This is a genomic window from Micromonospora sp. WMMD1120 (assembly GCF_029626235.1).
Lineage (GTDB): Bacteria > Actinomycetota > Actinomycetes > Mycobacteriales > Micromonosporaceae > Micromonospora.
In genome coordinates this window covers 7,107,738-7,127,635 of record NZ_JARUBO010000005.1, presented here as the reverse complement: position 1 = coordinate 7,127,635, position 19,898 = coordinate 7,107,738, and the positions used below count along the sequence as shown (strand labels likewise).

The 19,898-nt window shown below is 71.2% G+C and carries 21 protein-coding genes; 16 read left to right on the top strand and 5 right to left on the bottom strand.

Features of this window, described 5'->3' with window-relative positions:
• The 3 genes from O7634_RS31800 to tkt form a co-directional block, all read right to left on the bottom strand.
• A partial coding sequence (locus tag O7634_RS31800) for a glucose-6-phosphate isomerase (protein ID WP_278153810.1) occupies window positions 1–1,201 on the bottom strand: 1,201 nt, incomplete at its 3' end.
• A gap of 46 nt (window positions 1,202–1,247) precedes the next feature.
• Window positions 1,248–2,423 (bottom strand): transaldolase, encoded by a 1,176-nt coding sequence (tal, locus tag O7634_RS31795; protein ID WP_278148136.1) that lies wholly within the window; start codon window positions 2,421–2,423, stop codon window positions 1,248–1,250.
• Window positions 2,424–2,438: 15 nt separating this feature from the next.
• Window positions 2,439–4,577 carry a transketolase gene (gene tkt, locus O7634_RS31790; protein ID WP_278148135.1) on the bottom strand — a complete coding sequence of 713 codons (2,139 nt, stop codon included), beginning with the start codon at window positions 4,575–4,577 and terminating at the stop codon, window positions 2,439–2,441.
• Window positions 4,578–4,843: 266 nt separating this feature from the next.
• Here tkt and O7634_RS31785 point away from each other — a divergent pair, with 266 nt between their 5' ends.
• From O7634_RS31785 to O7634_RS31775, 3 genes are all read left to right on the top strand, one after another.
• The gene (locus O7634_RS31785; protein ID WP_278148134.1) at window positions 4,844–5,797 is read left to right on the top strand and encodes a heme o synthase; all 954 of its coding nucleotides are present in this window, start codon (window positions 4,844–4,846) and stop codon (window positions 5,795–5,797) included.
• A 288-nt stretch (window positions 5,798–6,085) separates the two neighbouring features.
• On the top strand, window positions 6,086–6,421 hold the full coding sequence (locus O7634_RS31780) for a hypothetical protein (protein ID WP_278148133.1): 336 nt from the start codon (window positions 6,086–6,088) through the stop codon (window positions 6,419–6,421).
• 14 nt (window positions 6,422–6,435) lie between these two features.
• On the top strand, window positions 6,436–7,356 hold the full coding sequence (locus O7634_RS31775; RefSeq protein WP_278148132.1) for a hypothetical protein: 921 nt from the start codon (window positions 6,436–6,438) through the stop codon (window positions 7,354–7,356).
• 576 nt (window positions 7,357–7,932) lie between these two features.
• Here O7634_RS31775 and O7634_RS31770 read toward each other — a convergent pair.
• Entirely contained in the window at window positions 7,933–8,877 is a 945-nt protein-coding gene (locus tag O7634_RS31770; protein WP_278148131.1) for a COX15/CtaA family protein, read from the bottom strand.
• A 263-nt stretch (window positions 8,878–9,140) separates the two neighbouring features.
• Between O7634_RS31770 and O7634_RS31765 the strand changes: the two genes are divergently transcribed.
• The 13 genes from O7634_RS31765 to O7634_RS31705 all read left to right on the top strand — a co-directional run bounded on the left by O7634_RS31765 (window position 9,141) and on the right by O7634_RS31705 (window position 18,896).
• A complete protein-coding gene (locus O7634_RS31765; RefSeq protein ID WP_278153811.1) occupies window positions 9,141–9,794 on the top strand; it encodes a transcriptional regulator in 654 nt (217 codons plus the stop codon).
• On the top strand, window positions 9,791–11,221 hold the full coding sequence (sufB, locus tag O7634_RS31760) for a Fe-S cluster assembly protein SufB (RefSeq protein WP_278148130.1): 1,431 nt from the start codon (window positions 9,791–9,793) through the stop codon (window positions 11,219–11,221). The genes O7634_RS31765 and sufB overlap by 4 nt, the downstream gene beginning before the upstream one ends.
• 97 nt (window positions 11,222–11,318) lie before the next feature.
• Complete coding sequence (gene sufD / locus O7634_RS31755; protein ID WP_278153809.1) at window positions 11,319–12,461, top strand: Fe-S cluster assembly protein SufD; 1,143 nt, start codon at window positions 11,319–11,321, stop codon at window positions 12,459–12,461.
• The gene (locus O7634_RS31750; RefSeq protein WP_278153808.1) at window positions 12,461–12,787 is read left to right on the top strand and encodes a non-heme iron oxygenase ferredoxin subunit; all 327 of its coding nucleotides are present in this window, start codon (window positions 12,461–12,463) and stop codon (window positions 12,785–12,787) included. The genes sufD and O7634_RS31750 overlap by 1 nt, the downstream gene beginning before the upstream one ends.
• Window positions 12,787–13,560, top strand: coding sequence for a Fe-S cluster assembly ATPase SufC (sufC, locus tag O7634_RS31745; protein ID WP_278153807.1), 774 nt, complete (start codon window positions 12,787–12,789; stop codon window positions 13,558–13,560). Before O7634_RS31750 ends, sufC begins: the two co-directional genes overlap by 1 nt.
• A 20-nt stretch (window positions 13,561–13,580) precedes the next feature.
• Window positions 13,581–14,885, top strand: coding sequence for a cysteine desulfurase (locus O7634_RS31740; RefSeq protein WP_278153806.1), 1,305 nt, complete (start codon window positions 13,581–13,583; stop codon window positions 14,883–14,885).
• A gap of 2 nt (window positions 14,886–14,887) precedes the next feature.
• Window positions 14,888–15,361, top strand: coding sequence for a Fe-S cluster assembly sulfur transfer protein SufU (gene sufU / locus O7634_RS31735; protein WP_278154134.1), 474 nt, complete (start codon window positions 14,888–14,890; stop codon window positions 15,359–15,361).
• A gap of 64 nt (window positions 15,362–15,425) precedes the next feature.
• On the top strand, window positions 15,426–15,851 hold the full coding sequence (locus O7634_RS31730; protein WP_278153805.1) for a metal-sulfur cluster assembly factor: 426 nt from the start codon (window positions 15,426–15,428) through the stop codon (window positions 15,849–15,851).
• 198 nt (window positions 15,852–16,049) lie between these two features.
• Window positions 16,050–16,649, top strand: a complete 600-nt coding sequence (locus tag O7634_RS31725) for a TIGR03086 family metal-binding protein (RefSeq protein ID WP_278153804.1) — start codon at window positions 16,050–16,052, stop codon at window positions 16,647–16,649.
• Window positions 16,650–16,836: 187 nt separating this feature from the next.
• On the top strand, window positions 16,837–17,469 hold the full coding sequence (locus O7634_RS31720) for a LysE family transporter (RefSeq protein ID WP_278153803.1): 633 nt from the start codon (window positions 16,837–16,839) through the stop codon (window positions 17,467–17,469).
• Window positions 17,470–17,506: 37 nt separating this feature from the next.
• A complete protein-coding gene (locus O7634_RS31715; RefSeq protein ID WP_278153802.1) occupies window positions 17,507–18,160 on the top strand; it encodes an acVLRF1 family peptidyl-tRNA hydrolase in 654 nt (217 codons plus the stop codon).
• A gap of 233 nt (window positions 18,161–18,393) precedes the next feature.
• On the top strand, window positions 18,394–18,528 hold the full coding sequence (locus O7634_RS31710) for a hypothetical protein (protein WP_278153801.1): 135 nt from the start codon (window positions 18,394–18,396) through the stop codon (window positions 18,526–18,528).
• 2 nt (window positions 18,529–18,530) lie between these two features.
• A complete protein-coding gene (locus O7634_RS31705) occupies window positions 18,531–18,896 on the top strand; it encodes a nuclear transport factor 2 family protein (protein WP_278153800.1) in 366 nt (121 codons plus the stop codon).
• A 63-nt stretch (window positions 18,897–18,959) separates the two neighbouring features.
• Here the strand turns inward: O7634_RS31705 and O7634_RS31700 are convergent, their stop codons facing one another.
• Entirely contained in the window at window positions 18,960–19,880 is a 921-nt protein-coding gene (locus O7634_RS31700; protein ID WP_278153799.1) for a neutral zinc metallopeptidase, read from the bottom strand.
• Window positions 19,881–19,898: the final 18 nt, after the last annotated feature.

Here is a 19,898-nt window from a genome sequence, read left to right as displayed (position 1 = left end):
CGATCGCGCCCTCGGTGAACGACGGCGTCTCCGCCGGCAGGCCCGAGGCCAGGATCTTGTTGGTGTTCTCCTTGGACTCGGTGACGTTCGGCTGGTTGAACGGGTCGATGCCGAGCACCACGCCGGCCACCGCGGTGGCGTACTCCCAGGCCAGGAACTGCGCGCCGAGCGGGCCGTTGACGGCCACGTCCGGGTTGGCGCCGCCGCCGGGCATCTCCCCGGCGGCCAGCGCGCCGCCGTAGCTGACCGTCAGCACGTCCGCGCCGGTGGCGCCGGGGCTCTGTGGCGACTCCACCACCACCGGGAGGATGCCCACTCCGGCCTTGCCGGTCGACTCGGCGATCAACTGCTCGGCCCAGTCGCCGAGCCCGTCGATGCCGGTGCCGTCGGAGACCAGGGCGACCTTGTCCCGGGCCAGGGTGGCGGCGGCGCCCAGGGCGGCGCCCAGCGCCAGCGCCGGGTTGTCCCGGTCCGCGCCGAGCGACGCGGCCAGCGCGTCGGCCTGGTCGAGCAGCTCCGACACGTCGACCCCGGCCAGCGCCGAGGGCACCAGGCCGAACGCGGTGAGCGCGGAGTAGCGGCCGCCCACGTTCGGGTCGGCGAGCACGGTGAACGCGCCCATCTCGGTCGCGGTCTGCTCCAGCGGCGAACCCGGGTCGGTGACGACGACGAAGTGCCGGCCGGCCTCCGCCTCGGTCATCCCGGCGTCCAGGAACGCCTGCCAGTACGCGCGCCGGTGGCTGTCGGTCTCGACGGTGGAGCCGGACTTGCTGGCCACCACCACGACGGTGCGCTCCAACCGGTCGCCGAGCGCCGCCCGGACCTGGCCCGGGTCGGTGGTGTCCAGCACGGTCAGCGGACGACCGAGCGTCCGGGTGATCACCTCGGGGGCCAGCGACGAGCCACCCATGCCGGCGAGCACCACGTGGTCGAGGTCGGTCAGCTCGGCCTTCAGCTCGGCCAACTGCGCCAGCAGCTCCCGGCTGCGCTGGTGGGTGTCCACCCAGCCCAGCCGGATCTTCGCCTCCGCCTCGGCGTCCGGACCCCACAGGCTGGCGTCCTTGCCGGCCAGCCTGCCCGGCACACCGGCCTTGACCAGCGCGTCCCGGGTAGACGCCGGCGCGGTCTTGTCGACCGCGTCCGCGCCGTACACGGCCAGCCCGGCGGCCGCCTCTACCGGTCCCGCGAGCAGGTCACTCATGCCGTCACTCCGCTCCGCCGCGTGCCGTGCCCGCCGATTCGCTCGCTCATGCCCCACCGGCCTTCTGGGCGGCCTGCGCGTTGCCGGTGGCCGCCTTGTTCGGGGCTCCGGTGCCCTGCTTCGCCGCGTCCAGCGACTTGCGCACGCCGTCGAGCAGCTCCTGCCAGCTGACCTCGAACTTCTCCACGCCCTCGCGCTCCAGGGTGGCGATCACGTCGGACATGTCGATCCCGACCGACTCCAGGTCCGCGAAGACCTGCCGAGCCGCGTCGTACGAGCCGGTGACGGTGTCGCCCCGGGTCTCGCCGTGATCGGCGTACGCGTGGATGACCGACTCCGGCATGGTGTTGACGGTGCCGGCGGCGATCAGCTCCTCGACGTAGATGACGTCGCGGTAGTCCGGGTTCTTCGTGGAGGTGGACGCCCACAGCGGCCGCTGCGGGTGCGCCCCGGCGGCCTCGAGCGCCTTCCAGCGGTCCGAGGAGAAGACCTCGGTGTAGCGCTCGTACGCGAGCTGCGCGTTGGCGACGGCGGCCTTGCCGCGCAGCGCCTTCGCCTGGTCCGAGCCGATCTTCTCCAGCCTCTTGTCGACCTCCGAGTCGACCCGGGAGACGAAGAACGACGCCACCGAGCCGATCGTGGACAGGTCGTGACCGTTCGCCTTGGCCTGCTCCAGACCGGCCAGGAACGCCTCCATGACCGCCGAGTAGCGGTCCAGCCCGAAGATCAACGTCACGTTGACGCTGATCCCCTCGGCGAGCGTGTCGGTGATCGCCGACAGGCCCTCCTCGGTCGCCGGGATCTTGATGAAGAGGTTGGGCCGGTCGACCAGCCACCACAGCGCCTTGGCCTCGGCGACCGTCTTGTCCGCGTCGTGCGCGCTGCGCGGGTCGACCTCGATCGAGACCCGGCCGTCGACACCGTCGCTGCCGTCGTACGACGGGCGCATCACGTCGCAGGCCCACCGCACGTCGTACGTGGTGAGCATGCGCACGGCCTCCTCGACGTCCACCCCACGGGTGGCGAGGTCACGCAGCTGCCAGTTGTACTCGTCGGCATCGCTCAGCGCCTTGGCGAAGATCGTCGGGTTGGTGGTGACCCCGGCGACGTGCTTCTCCCGGCGGAGCTGGTCCAGCCCGCCTGAGCTCAACCGCACCCGGGAAAGGTCGTCGAGCCAGACCGCCACGCCCGCGGCGGTCAGCTCATTCAACTTGTCGGTCATGCCGTCCACGCTCCCTCAGTTGCCGGTCGTGAAACCGGTGATGTCGCCCACCCGAGCCAGCGAGGCGTGCGCCGCCGCCACGATCCGGTCGGGGGTGAACCCGAACTGCTCGAAGAGCACGGTGTGCGGAGCGCTCGCCCCGTAGTGCTCCAGGCTCACGCTCTCGCCCAGGTCACCGACGATGGCGCGCCACGACATCGCGATGCCCGCCTCCACGCTCACCCGTGCCTTTACCCCGCGTGGCAGAACCGACTCCCGGTAGGCCTCATCCTGCTCGTAGAACCACTCCTGGCAGGGCATCGAGACCACCCGGGTCGGGGTGCCGTCGGCCTCCAGCCGCTCCCGGGCGGTCAGGCAGAGCTGCACCTCGGAGCCGGTGCCGACGATGATCACCTGGGGCTTGCCGTTGGACGCCTCGGCCAGCACGTAACCGCCCTTGGCCACCCCCTCCACGCTACCGAGGACGTCGCGGTCCAGGGTCGGCAGCGGCTGCCGGCTCAACGCCAGCGCGGTGGGCCGGTCGGTGTGCTCCAACGCCTGCCGCCAGGCCCAGGCCGTCTCGTTGGCGTCCGCCGGGCGGACCACGTCCAGGCCGGGGATCGCCCGCAGCGCGGTCAGGTGCTCCACCGGCTGGTGGGTCGGGCCGTCCTCGCCGAGACCGATCGAGTCGTGCGTCCACACGTAGGTCACCGGCAGCTTCATCAGCGCGGCCAGCCGCACCGACGGGCGCATGTAGTCGCTGAACACCAGGAAGGTGCCACCGTACGGGCGGGTGCCGCCGTGCAGGGCGATGCCGTTGAGGATCGCGCCCATGGCGTGCTCACGGATGCCGAAGTGCAGCGTGCGGCCGTACTCGTGGCCGGGGAAGTCCTTGGTGGCGTGTGACGCCGGGATGAACGACGGCTCGCCCTTCATCGTGGTGTTGTTGCTCTCCGCCAGGTCGGCGGAGCCGCCCCACAGCTCCGGGAGCACCGGCGCCAGGGCCTCCAGCACCTTGCCGGAGGCGGCCCGGGTGGCCACACCCTTGGCGTCGGCCGGGAAGACCGGCAGCGCGTCGGTCCAACCGTCCGGGAGCACCCGACCCGCCAGCCGCTCGTAGAGCGCGGCGCGCTCCGGGTTGGCCGCCTTCCAGGCGTCGAAGGAGGTGGTCCACTCCTGCTGGGCGTCCGCGCCGCGACCCATCACCGTGCGGGCGTGGCCGAGCACGTTCTCGTCGACCTGGAAGGTCTGCTCCGGGTCGAAGTCGAGGAGGCGCTTGGTGGCCTTCACCTCGTCCGCGCCGAGCGCCGAACCATGGATCTTGCCGGTGTTCTGCTTGTTGGGCGCGGGCCAGCCGATGATGGTGCGCAGCGCGATGAAGGAGGGGCGACTGGTCTCCGCCCGGGCGGCCAGCAGCGCCGCGTACAGCGCCTCGACGTCCTCGTGGTAGTCGCCCTGGTCCGCGTCGCCGCTGCGCCAGTCGACGGTCTGCACGTGCCAGCCGTACGCCTCGTAGCGGGCGGCCACGTCCTCGCTCTTGGCGATCCGGGTGTCGTCCTCGATGGAGATCTCGTTGTCGTCGTAGATCAGCGTCAGGTTGCCCAACTGCTGGTGCCCGGCGAGGGCGCTGGCCTCGTGGCTGATGCCCTCCTCGATGTCGCCGTCCGAGGCGATGCACCAGATGTCGTGGTCGAAGACCGACGCGCCCGGCTCGGCCTCCGGATCGAACAGGCCGCGCTCGCGGCGGGCCGCCATGGCCATGCCGACCGCGTTGCCCAGGCCCTGACCGAGCGGGCCGGTGGTGGTCTCCACGCCCGGCGTGTGCCCGTGCTCCGGGTGCCCCGGAGTCTGCGAGCCCCACTGCCGCAGCGACTTCAGATCGTCCAGGCTCAGCGGGTAACCGGACAGGAAGAGCTGGATGTAGAGCGTCAGGCTCGAGTGTCCGGCGGAGAGCACGAAACGGTCCCGGCCGGGCCAGTTCGGGTCGGCCGGGTTGTGCCGCATCACGCGGTTGAAGAGGAGGTACGCGGCGGGCGCGAGGCTCATCGCGGTGCCCGGATGGCCGTTGCCGGATTTCTCCACGGCGTCCATGGCCAGCACGCGGACGGTGTCGACAGCCCGGCGATCGAGGTCGGACCAGTTCAGTGCGGAGTGCTCGGGTCGTTTGGCAGCCACGATGGTTTGTGCTCCTCGGCAGATGGGCGGAACCCTCACCGATGACCTTATCGAGCGTGCCTAAACGTGCGCCCGGGGATCTCATCATGGTGTGCGCTACGTGACGATCTGACTGCGCGACAGCACCCGGTGGTGTGACGGCCCGCACCGTTGTCGGGTCGGCCGGGCAGCCAAAACGACGACGCGTAGTGTGTGGGTCGGTGTGCGGACCCGAGCGGGCTCCGCCGAACCGATCTCCCCATGGCGATGCCGGAAGGTGGCAATCCGTGAGCATGATCACCGAGCGCCCCGTGAGCAACCCGGCCGGGCAGCATCCGGCGCGGGCGGCCGAGGGCCCGGTGGCCCGGCGGGACGTACGCGCGGTCATCTCGGCGTACGTGGCGCTCACCAAGCCCCGGATCGTCGAACTTCTGCTGGTCACCACCGTTCCGGCGATGATGCTCGCCGAGGGTGGGCTGCCGTCGCTGTGGCTGATGGCGATAGTGCTCATCGGCGGCTCGCTCGCCGCCGGCGCGGCAAGCGTGCTCAACTGCTACATCGACCGGGACATCGACCAGCTGATGCGGCGTACCAAGCGTCGCCCGCTGCCGGCGCACACCGTGTCACCGCGCAGCGCTCTGGTCTTCGGCCTGGTGTTGGCGGCGGTGTCGGTCGTCCTGATGGCGACGTTCACGAACCTGCTGGCCGCGGGTCTGACGCTGGCCGCGATCGCCTACTACGACCTCGTCTACACCCTGTGGCTGAAGCGCTCCACCCCGGCCAACACCTTCTGGGGCGGCGCCTGCGGGGCCGCGCCGGTGCTGATCGGCTGGGCGGCGGTCACCGGCTCGCTGGCGCCGGCCGCCTGGGGGCTCTTCGCGGTGGTCTTCTTCTGGCAGATGCCGCACTTCTACCCGCTCGCCATGAAGTACAAGGACGACTACGCCCGTGCGGGCATCCCGATGCTGCCGGTGGTGGCCTCGACCCGCCGGGTGAACGCCGAGATCCTGATCTTCGCGTGGCTGACCGTGTTGACGTCACTGGCCGTCTGGCCGCTGGGGTTGAGCGCGATCTACGGGGTGCCGACCCTGGTCGTGGGAGCCATCTTCATCGTGGAGGCGCACCGGCTCTGCCGCCGGGCGACGCGCGGCGAGGCGGTCAAGCCGATGCGGTTGTTCCACTGGTCGACGACGTACCTGACGATCGTCTTCGTCGCCGTCGCGCTCGACGCGTTGATCTGATTCGCTCTCACGTTTCTGTCGTCGGTGGCTTACCGGGATAACCGCCGACTAATCATGCTCGTAGATGAGTTGTCCGGGTTTAACATCACATCAGAGTAACTTTCAGCATGAGTCGGATCGGCTCAACCTGCGCCGGCTGCGGGAGGTTTGCCGGGTGGTTTCGCCCGTACAAGTCGGATAAATCCGGTCAGGTTACCTGTGGTCAGCCTTAAACCCTTAGGTAATTGGCATCACAAAAGGTTCATGGTTCTCGCCCAACGGTGTGCAAGTCTGCTTAGGCTTCGCGTTATGGCAGATGGTTCCGATACGACGCTGACGGCCGAGCAGACCGCCGGCGAGCAGGCGCACCACGGCCTGGTCGCGGGCCTCAAGGCCTTCGCCGCCGGACACGGCGGCGCGAAGGCGGTCATCGAGTACGTCGGCAAGCGTGGCGCACGAATCGTCCTGGTGGGCGCCGACGGGGAGTGGGGCGACCAGTTCGCCGACGACACCGTCACCGCCCGGGAGGCGTGCGCCAAGGCGGGAGTCACCGTCGAGAACGCCTGGGAGCGTGAACTGATGGACCAGATGCGGCCGAGCAACGACCTCTGGCGGTCGATGGCCCGACGCACGATGGCCCGTTGATATAGACACCTGAATTGACCACCAACCACCAGTCGACCCGGGGGGAACCCCGGGTCGCTCTCGTCACCTGGGCCGAACTGGTCGACCTCAACGGCGACGACCAGCTGGTCCTGTCCCCGCTCGCCGCCCGTGGCGTCGCCGTCGACATCGTCGTCTGGGACGACCCCGCCGTCGACTGGGTCCGCTACGACCTGGTCGTGCTCCGCTCACCATGGGACTACGCGCTGCGCCGGGACGAGTTCGTGGCCTGGGCGGCATCCGTGCCCAGGCTGGTCAACCCGGCCGACGTGGTGCGCTGGAACACCGACAAGCGCTACCTCGCCGAGTTGGCCGCCGCCGGGGTGCCGGTCGTACCGACGACCTGGATCGAACCCGGGGAGACCTGGCAGCCGCCCGCCGAGACCGGCGAGTACGTGCTCAAGCCCTCGATCAGCGCCGGCAGCCAGGACACCGGCCGCTACGACCTGGCCGACCCGGAGCACCGGCGCCTGGCCGCCGCGCACGCCCGTCGGCTCTCCGACGCCGGCCGGGTGACAATGGTGCAGCCCTACCTGCCCGCCGTCGACACCGAGGGTGAGACCGCCCTGCTCTACCTGGCCGGTCCGGACGGGCTGACCTTCAGCCACGCGATCCGCAAGGGCCCGATGCTGACCGGTCCCGACCTCGGCCCGTCCGCGCCGGAGAAGGCCGAGGAGATCAGTCCCCGTACCCCCGGGCGCGCCGAGCTGGCGGTGGCCGAGCGCACTCTCGCGGCGGTCCCCGGCGGCACCCGGGCACTGCTCTACGCCCGGGTCGACCTGATCCCCGGCCCGGACGGCGAGCCGGTCCTGGTCGAGTTGGAGTTGACCGAGCCGTCGCTCTTCATCGGGTACGCCGACGGAGCCCCCGATCGCCTCGCCGGGGCGATCACCACCCACCTGACCCGCCGCCCCTGAGCCGGGCTGGCCTGGGCGCTTGTCACCCTGGTTGGTCTCGGCCCTTGAGTGAGGGCTGGGTTGGGCGCGCGTCGCCCTGGTTGGTCGCGACCCTTGAGTGGGGGCTGGGTTGGGCGCTGCCGTTTCCTGCCACGCGCTGCCGTTTCCTGCCACGCGCTGAGGCCTTCTGCCGTGCGTCGCGGGCCGAGACCCGCGGGGGGCGTCCCAAGATCCGCGCAACTTCACCGGAGTTGCGGCCTCACCGCACGATGAGCCAGCACTTTCCCTGATGTTGCGCGGATCTTGAGGCCGATGGCCCAGTGCGCGGGCGCTACCTGGGGTTCTCGAGGTCAAGATCGCGCAACATCCCGGATGTAGTGGCCTGGGCGTGTCGGTGAGGCCACTACATCGTGGTTCGAGCACGATCTTCGGCGCGGGGCGCGGGGCGCGGGGCGCGGGGCGCGGGGCGCGGGGCGCGGGGCGCGGGGCGCGGGGCGCGGGGCGCGGGGCGCGGGGCGCGGGGCGCGGGGCGCGGGGCGCGGGGCGCGGGGCGCGGGGCGCGGGGCGCGGGGCGCGGGGCGCGGGGCGCGGGGCGCGTCAGGCGTTGACCGGCACCGGGGCGGCCTGGGCCGGGACGGCCTCCGGTGCCGACGTGACCGGGTGGCGTTCCCGGGTGGACCACTGCACCGACAGGGCGGCCAGCAGCACCAGGCAGGACCCGAGCATGTGCGCGCCGACCAGGAGCGCCGGCAGGTGGGTGAAGTACTGCACGAAGCCGATCAGACCCTGGCCCAGCTCGACGGCGATCAGGACGATCGCGGCGCGGGTGGCCCGCCGCGCGTGCACCGCGCGGAACGCGAGGATCAGCGCCACCGACAGACCGACCAGCAGGAACACCCCGTCGGCGTGCACCTGGGAGATGGTCTCCGGGTCGAGCCCGTTGCGCGCCGCGCCGTGGTCGCCGGCGTGCGGGCCGCTGCCGGTGACCCAGGTGCCGACGACGAGCACCGCGACGGTGACGGCGGTGGTGATCCGGGCCAGTGTCCGCAGCGGGGTGGGCACCACGGCCACGGCCGGGCCGTCCGGGTCGGTGACGCGACGCCAGAGGGCGTACGCGGCGGCGATCACCGCCATCGAGGCGAGGAAGTGCAGCCCGACCACCCACGGGTTGAGGTTGGTGAGCACGGTGATGCCACCGATCACCGCCTGGGCGGGGATGCCCAGGAAAACCGCCACGGCCAGCCCGAGCAGCCCGGGGCGGCGCGGTCGGTGGGCCAGCACGGCCAGGACGGTGGCCAGCGCGATCAGGCCCACCGCGAAGGTGAGCATGCGGTTGCCGAACTCGATCACCCCGTAGACGCCCATCTCGGGCGTGGTGACGTAGGAATCGTCGGTGCACCGGGGCCAGGTGGGGCAGCCGAGACCCGAGGCGGTCAACCGGACGGCCCCGCCGGTGACGACGATGCCCACGTTCGCGATGATCGAGGCGAGGGCGAGGCGGCGCAGCAGGGTGCCGGAGACCGGGGGGACGATTCGGTTCACGGCCCAAATCCTACGCACCGTAGTGATCGAGGTTCGTCCGACTCCGCCGACCCGGTGGTTCGGATCACCGGAACCCAGGTTTGCGACAGTCCGGGTAATTACGTAACGTTGGCGTTGTGAAAAACGCGGCGGCGCTCTCCGGGCACCAACCGACGGCCGTTCCGGCCCTCGGCGCGCCCGCGTCCGCGTCCGTCGGGGCCGCGCCGACCGCTCTTGCCGGGTCGTCGGCGACCGAGGTCTCCACCCGGGACCGGGTCACCCACCTGCTGCTGGAGCGGGGCGCGACGACCGCCGCGCAGCTCGGTGTGGCCCTCGGGCTCAGTCCGGCGGCGATCCGCCGGCACCTGGACGCGATGCTCGCCGACGGCGACGTCTACGCCCGTGAGCAGACCGTGCGGGGCAGCCGTGGCCGGGGGCGTCCGGCCAAGGTGTTCCTGTTGACCGAGGCCGCCCGGGGCCGCTGTGGCACACACCACTACGACAACATGGCCACCGCCGCGCTGCGCTGGATCGCCCGCAGCGGCGGCTCGGACGCGGTCGCGGCGTTCGCCGCCGAGCAGGTGTCGGCGCTGGAGTCGCGCTGCCGTGCCGCCATGGAGGACGCGGGCGACGACCCTCTCGCCCGAGCCGAGGCACTCGCCTCGGCGCTGACCGCCGAGGGTTACGCTGCCAACGCGACCACGATCGCCTCGGGCGGCCAGCTCTGCCAGCACCACTGTCCGGTGGCGCACGTGGCCGCCGAGTTCCCCCAGCTGTGCGAGGCCGAGACCGCGGTGATCTCCCGTCTGGTCGGCACCCACGTGCAGCGCCTGGCCACCATCGCACACGGCGACGGGGTGTGCACCACGCACATCCCGACCCAGCCGGGCCGTGCTCCATCCGGTAATCCCGTCACCACTGTGAGGACAGATAGATGACCGAGCAGATCGTCCAGCCCCTGACCCAGGAGGAGCAGCTCGCGGCCCTCGGTCGCTACGAGTACGGCTGGTCCGACCCGGACGTCGCCGGGGCGTCTGCCCAGCGCGGCCTCAACGAGGCGGTGGTACGGGACATCTCGGCCAAGAAGAACGAGCCGCAGTGGATGCTCGACCTGCGGCTGAAGGGCCTGCGGCTGTTCGACCGCAAGCCGATGCCGGCCTGGGGCGCCGACCTGACCGGGATCGACTTCGACAACATCAAGTACTTCGTGCGGTCCACCGAGAAGCAGGCTGCCAGCTGGGAGGACCTGCCCGAGGACATCAAGAACACCTACGACCGGCTGGGCATCCCGGAGGCGGAGAAGCAGCGTCTGGTCGCCGGTGTCGCGGCGCAGTACGAGTCGGAGGTCGTCTACCACAAGATCCGTGAGGACCTTGAGGAGCAGGGCGTCGTCTTCCTGGACACCGACACCGCGCTGCGCGAGCACGAGGACATCTTCAAGGAGTACTTCGGCACGGTGATCCCGGTCGGCGACAACAAGTTCGCCGCGTTGAACACCTCGGTGTGGTCCGGTGGCTCGTTCATCTACGTGCCGAAGGGCGTGCACGTGGAGATCCCGCTGCAGGCGTACTTCCGGATCAACACCGAGAACATGGGCCAGTTCGAGCGGACGCTGATCATCGTCGACGAGGGCGCGTACGTGCACTACGTCGAGGGCTGCACCGCGCCGCTCTACTCCTCCGACTCGCTGCACAGCGCGGTCGTGGAGATCATCGTCAAGAAGAACGCGCGCTGCCGCTACACGACCATCCAGAACTGGTCGAACAACGTCTACAACCTGGTCACCAAGCGCGCCGTCTGCCACGAGGGCGCGACCATGGAGTGGGTCGACGGCAACATCGGCTCCAAGGTGACGATGAAGTACCCGGCGGTCTACATGACCGGCGAGCACGCCAAGGGCGAGGTGCTCTCGGTGGCGATGGCCGGCGAGGGCCAGCACCAGGACGCCGGCGCCAAGATGGTGCACGCGGCGCCGCGCACCAGCAGCACCATCGTGTCGAAGTCGATCGCCCGCGGCGGCGGCCGCACGTCGTACCGGGGCCTGGTGCAGGTGCTGGAGGGCTCGCACCACAGCCGCAGCACCGTCAAGTGCGACGCCCTGCTGGTCGACACCATCTCCCGCTCGGACACCTACCCGTACGTCGACATCCGCGAGGACGACGTGGCGATGGGGCACGAGGCGACCGTCTCCAAGATCAGCGATGACCAGCTCTTCTACCTGATGAGCCGGGGCCTGAGCGAGGACGAGGCGATGGCCATGATCGTGCGTGGCTTCATCGAGCCGATCGCCAAGGAGCTTCCGATGGAGTACGCCCTGGAGCTGAACCGGCTCATCGAACTCCAGATGGAGGGCGCGGTCGGCTGACGCCGCCTCCGCCCGGCCAGGGCCGGACCCGGACCCGGTGCGCAGGGTCCGGTCCAGCCCGCTTCGACCCTCCGATCCATGACAGACCAAGGAAGAGATGACTACCCAGGCTTCCGCGCCGCCGCCCAGCACCAAGTCGCAGGCGCTGCGCTCGTACGACGTCGCCGACTTCCCGGCCCTCACCGGGCTGGAGGAGGACTGGCGTTTCACCCCGCTCAAGCGCCTGCGCGGCCTGACCGGGGTGCCGGCCGCCACCGGTGCGGTCCGGCACGAGCACGACGACCTGCCCGAGGGCGTGACCATCACCCGGGTCGGCCGCGACGACGAGCGCATCGGTAGCGTGCTGACGCCGGTCGACCGGGTCAGCGCGCTGGCCTACGGCGCCGCCACCGACGCCCTGCTGGTCCGGGTGGCCCCGGAGGCGGTGCTCGGCGAGCCGGTGCGCGTGCGGGTCGTCGGCACCGGCGTCGAGCAGCCGGCGTTCGGGCACACCTTCGTCGAGGTGGGCCGCTTTGCCGAGACGACGCTCGTCGTGGAGCACGTCGGGTCCGCCACCCTGGCCGACAACGTCGAGGTGGCGGTGGCCGACGGCGCGAAGCTGACCCTGGTCACGATCGCCGACTGGGCCGACGACGCGGTCCAGGCCCAGCACCTGAAGATCAAGCTGGGTCGGGACGCCAAGGTCATCCACATCCAGGTCTCTCTCGGCGGTGACCTGGTCCGGCAGTTCACCACCGTGGAGTACACGGGCCGGGGCGGCGAGGCCGAGCTGTACGGCGTCTACTTCGCCGACTCGGGCCAGCACCTGGAGCACCGGCAGCTGGTCGACCACAACGTGCCGGACTGCCGCAGCTACGTCGGCTACCGGGGCGCTCTGCAGGGCGCGGACGCGCACACCGTCTGGGTGGGCGACGTGCTGATCCAGGCCGAGGCGACCGGCACCGACACGTACGAGATCAACCGGAACCTGCTGCTCACCGACGGCGCGCGGGCGGACTCCGTACCCAATCTGGAGATCGAGACCGGCGAGATCGCCGGCGCCGGTCACGCCAGCGCGACCGGCCGCTTCGACGACGAGCAGCTGTTCTACCTGATGGCCCGGGGCATCCCGGAGGGTGAGGCCCGCCGCCTGGTGGTGCGTGGCTTCTTCGCCGAGCTGATCAACAAGATCCCGGTGGAGTCGCTGCGCGAGCGCCTGGGCGAGGCGATCGAGGCCCGGCTGACCAAGGCGGGTGCCTGATGATCCGGATCTGCTCCACCGAGGACGTGCCGAAGGGCACCGCGATCAGCGCGGACGTCGACGGCACCCCGATCGCGCTGGTGCACGGTGAGGACGGCACCTTCTACGCGGCGTACGACGAGTGCTCGCACGCCTCGGTCGCGCTCTCCGAGGGCGAGGTCGACGGCTGCACCCTCGAGTGCTGGCTGCACGGCTCGCGCTTCGACCTGCGGACCGGCGAGCCCACCGGCCTGCCGGCCACCGAACCCGTCCCCGTCTATCCCGTCGAAGTCCGCGACGGCGACATCTACCTCAGCCTGACGCCGAGTAATGGAGTGACCCGATAATGAGCACCCTGGAGATCCGCGACCTGAAGGTGTCGGTCAAGCTGCCCGAGGGTGAGCTCAAGCCGATCCTGGCCGGCGTCGACCTGACGGTGAAGTCCGGTGAGACTCACGCGATCATGGGTCCGAACGGTTCCGGCAAGTCGACCCTGGCCTACTCGATCGCCGGTCACCCGAAGTACGAGATCACCGGCGGCACGGTGACCCTCGACGGCGAGGACGTGCTGGCCATGACCGTCGACGAGCGCGCCCGCGCCGGCCTCTTCCTGGCCATGCAGTACCCGGTCGAGGTGCCCGGCGTCTCGGTGGCGAACTTCCTGCGTACCGCGAAGACCGCCATCGACGGCGAGGCGCCCAAGCTGCGGACCTGGGGCGGCGAGCTGCGGGGCGCGATGGAGCGTCTCCAGATGGACCCGGCGTTCGCCCAGCGCAACGTCAACGAGGGCTTCTCCGGCGGTGAGAAGAAGCGGCACGAGATCGTCCAGCTGGAGCTGCTCAAGCCGAAGATCGCGATCCTCGACGAGACCGACTCCGGCCTCGACGTGGACGCGCTGCGCGTGGTGAGCGAGGGCGTCAACCGGGTCCGCGACACCGGTGACACCGGCGTGCTGCTGATCACCCACTACACCCGCATCCTGCGCTACATCAAGCCGGACTTCGTGCACGTCTTCGTGGCCGGCCGGATCGTCGAGCAGGGCGGCCCGGAGCTGGCCGACAAGCTCGAGGCCGAGGGCTACGAGCGGTACGCCGCCGGGGCCGGCGCGGCCCGGGCCTGAGTGGGAGAGGCGCTGCCGAGATGACCAGCATCGCGATCCCCGAGGGGATGCCGCAGTACGACGACGTGCCGCGTTTCGACGTGGCCCGGGTGCGCGCCGACTTCCCGATCCTCGATCGGGAGATCAACGGCCACCCGCTGGTCTACCTCGACAGCGCCAACACCTCGCACAAACCGCGCCAGGTGCTCGACGTGCTCGACGAGCACTACGCGCGGCACAACGCCAACGTGTCGCGCTCGGTGCACACCCTGGGCACCGAGGCCACCGAGGCGTACGAGGGGGCGCGGGCGAAGGTCGCCGCGTTCATCAACGCGCCGAGCGTCGACGAGGTGGTGTTCACCAAGAACTCCACAGAGGCAATCAACATCGTCGCGTACGCCTTCTCCAACGCCTCGCTGCGCCCGGACGCCGACCCCCGGTTCCGGCTGGGTCCGGGCGACGAGGTGGTGATCTCCGAGATGGAGCACCACTCGAACATCGTTCCCTGGCAGTTGCTCTGCGAGCGGACCGGCGCGACCCTGCGCTGGTTCCCGGTCACCGACCAGGGCCGGTTGGACGAGTCGGGGCTGGAAGACCTGGTCACCGAACGGACGAAGATCGTCTCGTTGGTGCACACGTCCAACATCCTCGGCACGGTCAACGCCACCTCCCGGATCACCGCCCGGGTCCGCGAGGTGGGCGCGCTGCTGCTGCTGGACTGCTCGCAGTCGGTGCCGCACCTGCCCATCGACGTGGTCGACCTGGACGTCGACTACATCGTCTTCACCGGGCACAAGATGTGTGGCCCGACCGGGATCGGCGTGCTCTGGGGGCGGGGCGACCTGCTGGCGGCCATGCCGCCGGTCATGGGCGGTGGCTCGATGATCGAGACGGTCGCCATGGCCCGTTCCACGTTCGCCGCGCCGCCGGCGCGCTTCGAGGCGGGCACCCCGCCGATCGCCGAGGCGGTCGCGCTCGGCGCGGCGGTCGACTACCTGACCGGCGTCGGGATGCGGGCCATCCAGTGGCACGAGAAGGAGCTGACGGCGTACGCGTTGGACGCCCTTGGTTCGGTGCCGGACCTGCGGATCTTCGGCCCGACCGTGCCGGTGGGCAGGGGCGGCACGATCTCGTTCGCGGTGGGCGACGTGCACCCGCACGACGTGGGTCAGGTGCTCGACTCGCTCGGCGTTCAGGTGCGGGTGGGTCACCACTGTGCCAAGCCGGTGTGCAGCCGGTTCGGGGTTCCGGCGATGACGCGGGCGTCGTTCTACCTCTACACCACCACCGGGGAGATCGACGCCCTGGTGGCTGGTCTGGAGCAGGTACGGAAGGTGTTCGACTGATGGTGCAGCTCGACCAGCTCTACCAGGAGATCATCCTGGACCACTACAAGCACCCCCACGGGCGTGGCCTGCGCGACGCCGACGACGCGGGGGACCGGGTCGCGGAGGCGCACCACGTCAACCCGACCTGCGGTGACGAGGTCACCGTCCGGGTGGCCACCGACGGCACCGTGCTGCACGACATCTCGTACGACGGGATGGGGTGCTCGATCAGCCAGGCCTCGGCGAGCGTGCTGCACGAGTTGCTGCGCGGTCGCGGCGCCGGGGAAGCATTCGAGGTGCACGAGGCGTTCGTGGAGTTGATGTCCGGACGTGGCCAGGTCACGCCGGACGAGGACGTGCTCGGCGACGGTGTGGCGTTCGCGGGGGTGGCTCGCTACCCGGCCCGGGTCAAGTGCGCGCTGCTGCCGTGGATGGCGTTCAAGGACGCCGCGGCACGCGCCGGCGTGGGCGTGAGCCCGGAGGTGAAGGCATGAGCGAGCGTCAGCAAGCGAATCAGTGGTCGAGCGCGGGCAGCACGAAGCGAAGCGGAGAGACGGCATGAGCGAGAACACGGCTACCGAGGCGACGCCGGAGGCCGGTGACACCACCGTGGCACCGCAGACCGACGGGGACACCGCCGCTCCGACGGGCGGCGTCAGCAAGGCGATGATCGCCGACATCGAGGAGGCGATGAAGGACGTCGTCGACCCTGAGTTGGGCATCAACGTTGTCGACCTGGGTCTGGTGTACGGCGTGCACGTCGACGACGAGAACGTCGCCACCCTGGACATGACGCTCACCTCGGCGGCCTGTCCGCTGACCGACGTGATCGAGGACCAGGCCCGGCAGGCGTTGACCACCGGCCCCGGCGGGGGCCTGGTCAACGACATCCGGATCAACTGGGTGTGGCTGCCGCCGTGGGGTCCGGACAAGATCACCGACGAGGGCCGGGACCAGCTCCGTTCCCTCGGCTTCAACGTCTGACCCGTCCAGCCTTCGAGCGCGGTACCCCTCGCGGGGTGCCGCGCTCGCTGCGTTCGGGGTCCGTGAACTCTTTAATGGAACAGATCGTTCCGGTCTGATAAGCTAGCGGCATAGAAGGGAGCGGAACATTCCGCTCCGAATACGGGCGGAGTCGCACGCATGATGCGATCGGCGGAGGGGGTCAGGACGATGAGCGAGATGGCAGCTACGCAGTGGCGGACCGTGCTGGAGGAGGCGCACCACGCGCTCCGCACGGCGGTCGAAGGGGTCCCGTCCGACGGCTGGGACCAGCCCACCCCGTGCGAGCGGTGGACCGTCACCCAGGTGCTCCAACACGCGACCGGCGACCAGCTCGCCTTCGCGGCGGCGATCGTCGGTGGGCCCGCGCCGACGGAGGACCCGTTCGCGCCCTCCGGGCGGATCGAGGGTGACAAGCTGGCCGACCTGCGCACCGCCCTCGACGCGTCCGCCCAGGCCTGGGCAGGTGTCGCCGACGGTGATCCGCAGGTGCCCACGCCGCTGCCCCAGGGCAAGCTGCCGGCCCCTGTCGCAGCCGTCGCCTGCGCCCTCGACGCGGCGGTGCACGCCTGGGACATCGCGGTGGCCACCGGCCAGCCGTCCCCGCTCGGTGCCGACCTGGCCCGTCCCCTGCTGGCCGTCGCCCGGCAGATCGTCGAGCCGCTGCGGGCCTACGGCGCGTACGCCCCGGCGATCACCACCGGCCCGGAGGCCGACGACCTCGGCACCCTGCTCGCCTACCTCGGCCGCGATCCCCGCTGGGCCGCCGGACAGCGCTGATCCGCCCGGGGGACACCCGGTCATGGGCACGTGCGGGCGTGGAAATCCGGTGGCGGCGGTGTGCGCGCGCCGCGCAGGATGCCTGTGTGATTGAGGCGTACCCGGTGCAGGTCCTTGTCCGTGCGGCGACTGCCGTGCGTCGACAGCGGCCGCTCCGGCGGCGAGCCTCGACCCGCCACCGACTCCCGTGACCGGGGCGTTCCTCGCCGGTCTGGTGGCCGGCTACGGCGTCGCCATCCCGGTCGGCGCGATCGCGATCCTGATCCTGGGCCTGAGCGCTCGTACCTCGTTCCGGGTCGGTGCCGCGGCGGCGCTGGCGGTGGCGACGGCCGACGGGCTGTACGCGGCGGTCGCCGCCCTCGGTGGTGCCGGGCTGGCCGGGGTGGTCGAGCCGGTCGCCGGGCCGCTGCGGGTGATCGCGGCGGTCGTCCTGCTGGGTCTGGCCGCGCACGGCCTGTGGCGGACCTGGTCCGCGCACCGGTCGCGGCAGCCGGCAACGGCGACGGTGGGCGGGGGGTTGAGCACCCCCGGGCGGGCCTATGCCGCGTTGCTCGGGCTGACCCTGCTCAACCCGGCGACGGTGCTGTACTTCACCGCGCTGGTGCTCGGCCGGCGGGACACCGCCGCCGCGGGTCTCGGCGCTGCGTTGCTCTTCGTGGCGGGCGTGTTCCTGGCGTCGGCGAGTTGGCAGTTGGTCATCGCCGGCGGCGGCACCGTGGTCGGGCGGGCGTTGAGCAGTCCGCGCGGGCGGTTGGTCACCGGCCTGGTCTCCAGCGCGCTGATCGCCGCGCTGGCGGTGGTCGCGCTGCTGCCGGCCTGAGCGCCCCGATCACCAGGTCGTGCCGTACGGTCGGGTGGTGACCAGTCGACCCGCAGCCGGAGGTGGCCGCTGGCTGGAGGTCGACCCGGCCCGCGTCGGGCGCTGGGTCGAGGGCTTCGCCGACCGGCACGGCCCGCACACCACCACCATCCGGGAGTACGGGCTGCTGCTCACCGCCGACGACGGGGCCACCGCCGAGCTGTACGCCCCACCCGGGGCGCCGGTCGGCGCTGCTGTCGCCGACTTCGTGGCCGCCGCCGTCGCGCCCCGCCGGATCGGTCTGCTGCTGGCCCGCAAGGGCGCTGTGGCGGTCGGCGTGGCCGAGGGTGGCGACCTGGCCGTCTCCAAGGTGGACAGCCGCTACGTGCAGGGGCGCACCGCCGCCGGTGGCTGGTCCCAGCAGCGGTTCGCCCGCCGGCGCGACAACCAGGCCAAGGCCGCCATGGGGGAAGCGGCCGACCTGGCGGTACGGCTGCTGGTCCCGGAGGCGTCGCGGCTGGCGGCGCTGGTGTGCGGCGGTGACCGGCGGTCGGTGGACACCGTACTGGCCGACCGCCGGCTGGCCCCGCTCGTGCCGCTGCGGGCGGAGCGGTTGCTCGACGTCCCCGAGCCTCGCCACGCGGTGCTGGTGGCGGCGGTGGCCGCGGCCCGCGCGGTGCGTATCCGCCTCCGCGACCCGATCCCGGACTGACAGCGCGCTGGCCCACGACGGCGGCGCGAGCGACCCGGACAGTGCGATGTGATCGACCCGGCTTCCGGGAAACCGGGTCATCCCGCACGTCGGAGGGCCCGACTTTCAGGAAGCCGGGTGGATCACGTGACCGGTCCGGCGCGTGGGTCCGTGTGACCCGGCCCCGGGAGACGGCCGCCACCCGAACGGGGGTTCCCGGCGCGGTGCGGCGCCGGGGGTCGGAGGATGGGGCGGTGGAGTTTCTGGTGGACATGGTGACGACGGTGCCCGACGGCACGTCGGAGGAGGGTGTCGCCGAGATGCGCCGGCGGGAGGCCGCGCGGTCGGCGAACGATCCGGGTCAGCCGCCCCGGCAGGCGGGGAGGTGAGCATGTCCAGCGCCGAGGCCGAGATCCTCCGGACCGTGCTCGACCGGTGGAGGTCGGCGGTCGACGCCCACGAGCCGGACCGGGTCGCGTCGTACTTCACCGAGGACGCCATCTTCCAGGGTCTGCACCCGTACACCGTCGGGCCGGCCGGCGTCGCCGCGTACTACGCCGCCCAGCCGCTCGGCCTGACCGCCGGGTACGAGATCCTGGAGACCCGACGCCTCGCCGACGACCTGGTCCTCGGCTACCTCACGGTGGACTTCGGCTTCACCGACCGGCCGACGTTGACGGTGCACCTGAGCGTGCTCGTGCGGCGGGTCGGCGACGCCTGGCTGATCTGCCACTACCAGGTGTCGCGGCTCGACTGATAGGGGCGTACGACGACGGTGGCAGGCCCGCCGAGCGGACCTGCCACCGGTTGTGCGGGGGTGTCAGAGCTGGTCGGTGCCGAAGGTGTCGCAGGACTTCGGGTCGCCACCGCTGTAGCCCTGGCTGAACCAGCGCTTGCGCTGCTCCGAGGTGCCGTGGGTGAACTGGTCCGGGTTGACCCGGCCACCGGAGCGTTCCTGGATGCTGTCGTCACCGATCGCCTCGGCGGCCTGCACGGCCTCGCTGATGTCGGTCTCGGTGATCGACGTGAAGAGCGGCTCCTGCCCGCTCTTGTCCTTGCTCTCGGTGGCGTGCTTGGCCCAGGCGCCGGCGTAGCAGTCGGCCTGCAACTCCAACCGGACGGAGGCGGAGCGGGGGCCGCTCTGGTCGCCCTGACCGGCCTTGGCGTTGGTGCCGAGCAGGTTCTGGATGTGGTGGCCGTACTCGTGGGCGAGGACGTACGGCTGGGCGAACTCACCCTTGGCCCCGAACCGGGAAGCCAGCTCGTCATAGAAGCTCAGGTCGATGTAGACCTGCTTGTCGGCGGGGCAGTAGAACGGGCCGACGCCGGAGTCGGCCTGCCCGCACCCGGTGTTGACGGCGGCCTGGAAGAAGTTGGTGTCGGTCGGCTGGTACTTGCCGTTGCCCAGCTCCGGGTACGCCTTCTGCCAGTAGGCCTGGATGCTGTTGACGTAGAGCAGGTTGCGGCAGCGCGCGTCGTCGAGCCGGTCGGGGTTGTCCCGCGAGCAGAGCTGCTCCAGGTCGGTGCCGCCGGCCTGGCCGCCCCCGTCGCCGTTGGTCATGGCGTTGAGGCCGAAGCCACCGCCGAGCAGTGCGATGAGCACGGCGACCACGATGCCGATGATGCCGCCGCGACCGCCGCCGCCGGGGATCGGGATGCCGATCCCGCCGCCGGACCCACCACCCCGACCGAGGTCGTTCGCCTGTGAGGTGTCGAGTTCGGCCCGCTCGTTGAGTTCCATGCTGACCCCGATCGCCGT

Excerpts from the sequence above, each read along its gene's own strand:
- O7634_RS31730 (WP_278153805.1), top strand. The coding sequence starts at position 15,426 with ATGAGCGAGAACACGGCTACCGAGGCGACGCCGGAGGCCGGTGACACC.
- sufD (WP_278153809.1), top strand. The coding sequence starts at position 11,319 with ATGACTACCCAGGCTTCCGCGCCGCCGCCCAGCACCAAGTCGCAGGCG.
- sufB (WP_278148130.1), top strand. The coding sequence starts at position 9,791 with ATGACCGAGCAGATCGTCCAGCCCCTGACCCAGGAGGAGCAGCTCGCG.
- O7634_RS31750 (WP_278153808.1), top strand. The coding sequence starts at position 12,461 with ATGATCCGGATCTGCTCCACCGAGGACGTGCCGAAGGGCACCGCGATC.
- O7634_RS31740 (WP_278153806.1), top strand. The coding sequence starts at position 13,581 with ATGACCAGCATCGCGATCCCCGAGGGGATGCCGCAGTACGACGACGTG.
- tal (WP_278148136.1), bottom strand. The coding sequence starts at position 2,423 with ATGACCGACAAGTTGAATGAGCTGACCGCCGCGGGCGTGGCGGTCTGG.
- O7634_RS31700 (WP_278153799.1), bottom strand. The coding sequence starts at position 19,880 with ATGGAACTCAACGAGCGGGCCGAACTCGACACCTCACAGGCGAACGAC.
- sufC (WP_278153807.1), top strand. The coding sequence starts at position 12,787 with ATGAGCACCCTGGAGATCCGCGACCTGAAGGTGTCGGTCAAGCTGCCC.
- O7634_RS31725 (WP_278153804.1), top strand. The coding sequence starts at position 16,050 with ATGGCAGCTACGCAGTGGCGGACCGTGCTGGAGGAGGCGCACCACGCG.
- O7634_RS31705 (WP_278153800.1), top strand. The coding sequence starts at position 18,531 with ATGTCCAGCGCCGAGGCCGAGATCCTCCGGACCGTGCTCGACCGGTGG.
- O7634_RS31780 (WP_278148133.1), top strand. The coding sequence starts at position 6,086 with ATGGCAGATGGTTCCGATACGACGCTGACGGCCGAGCAGACCGCCGGC.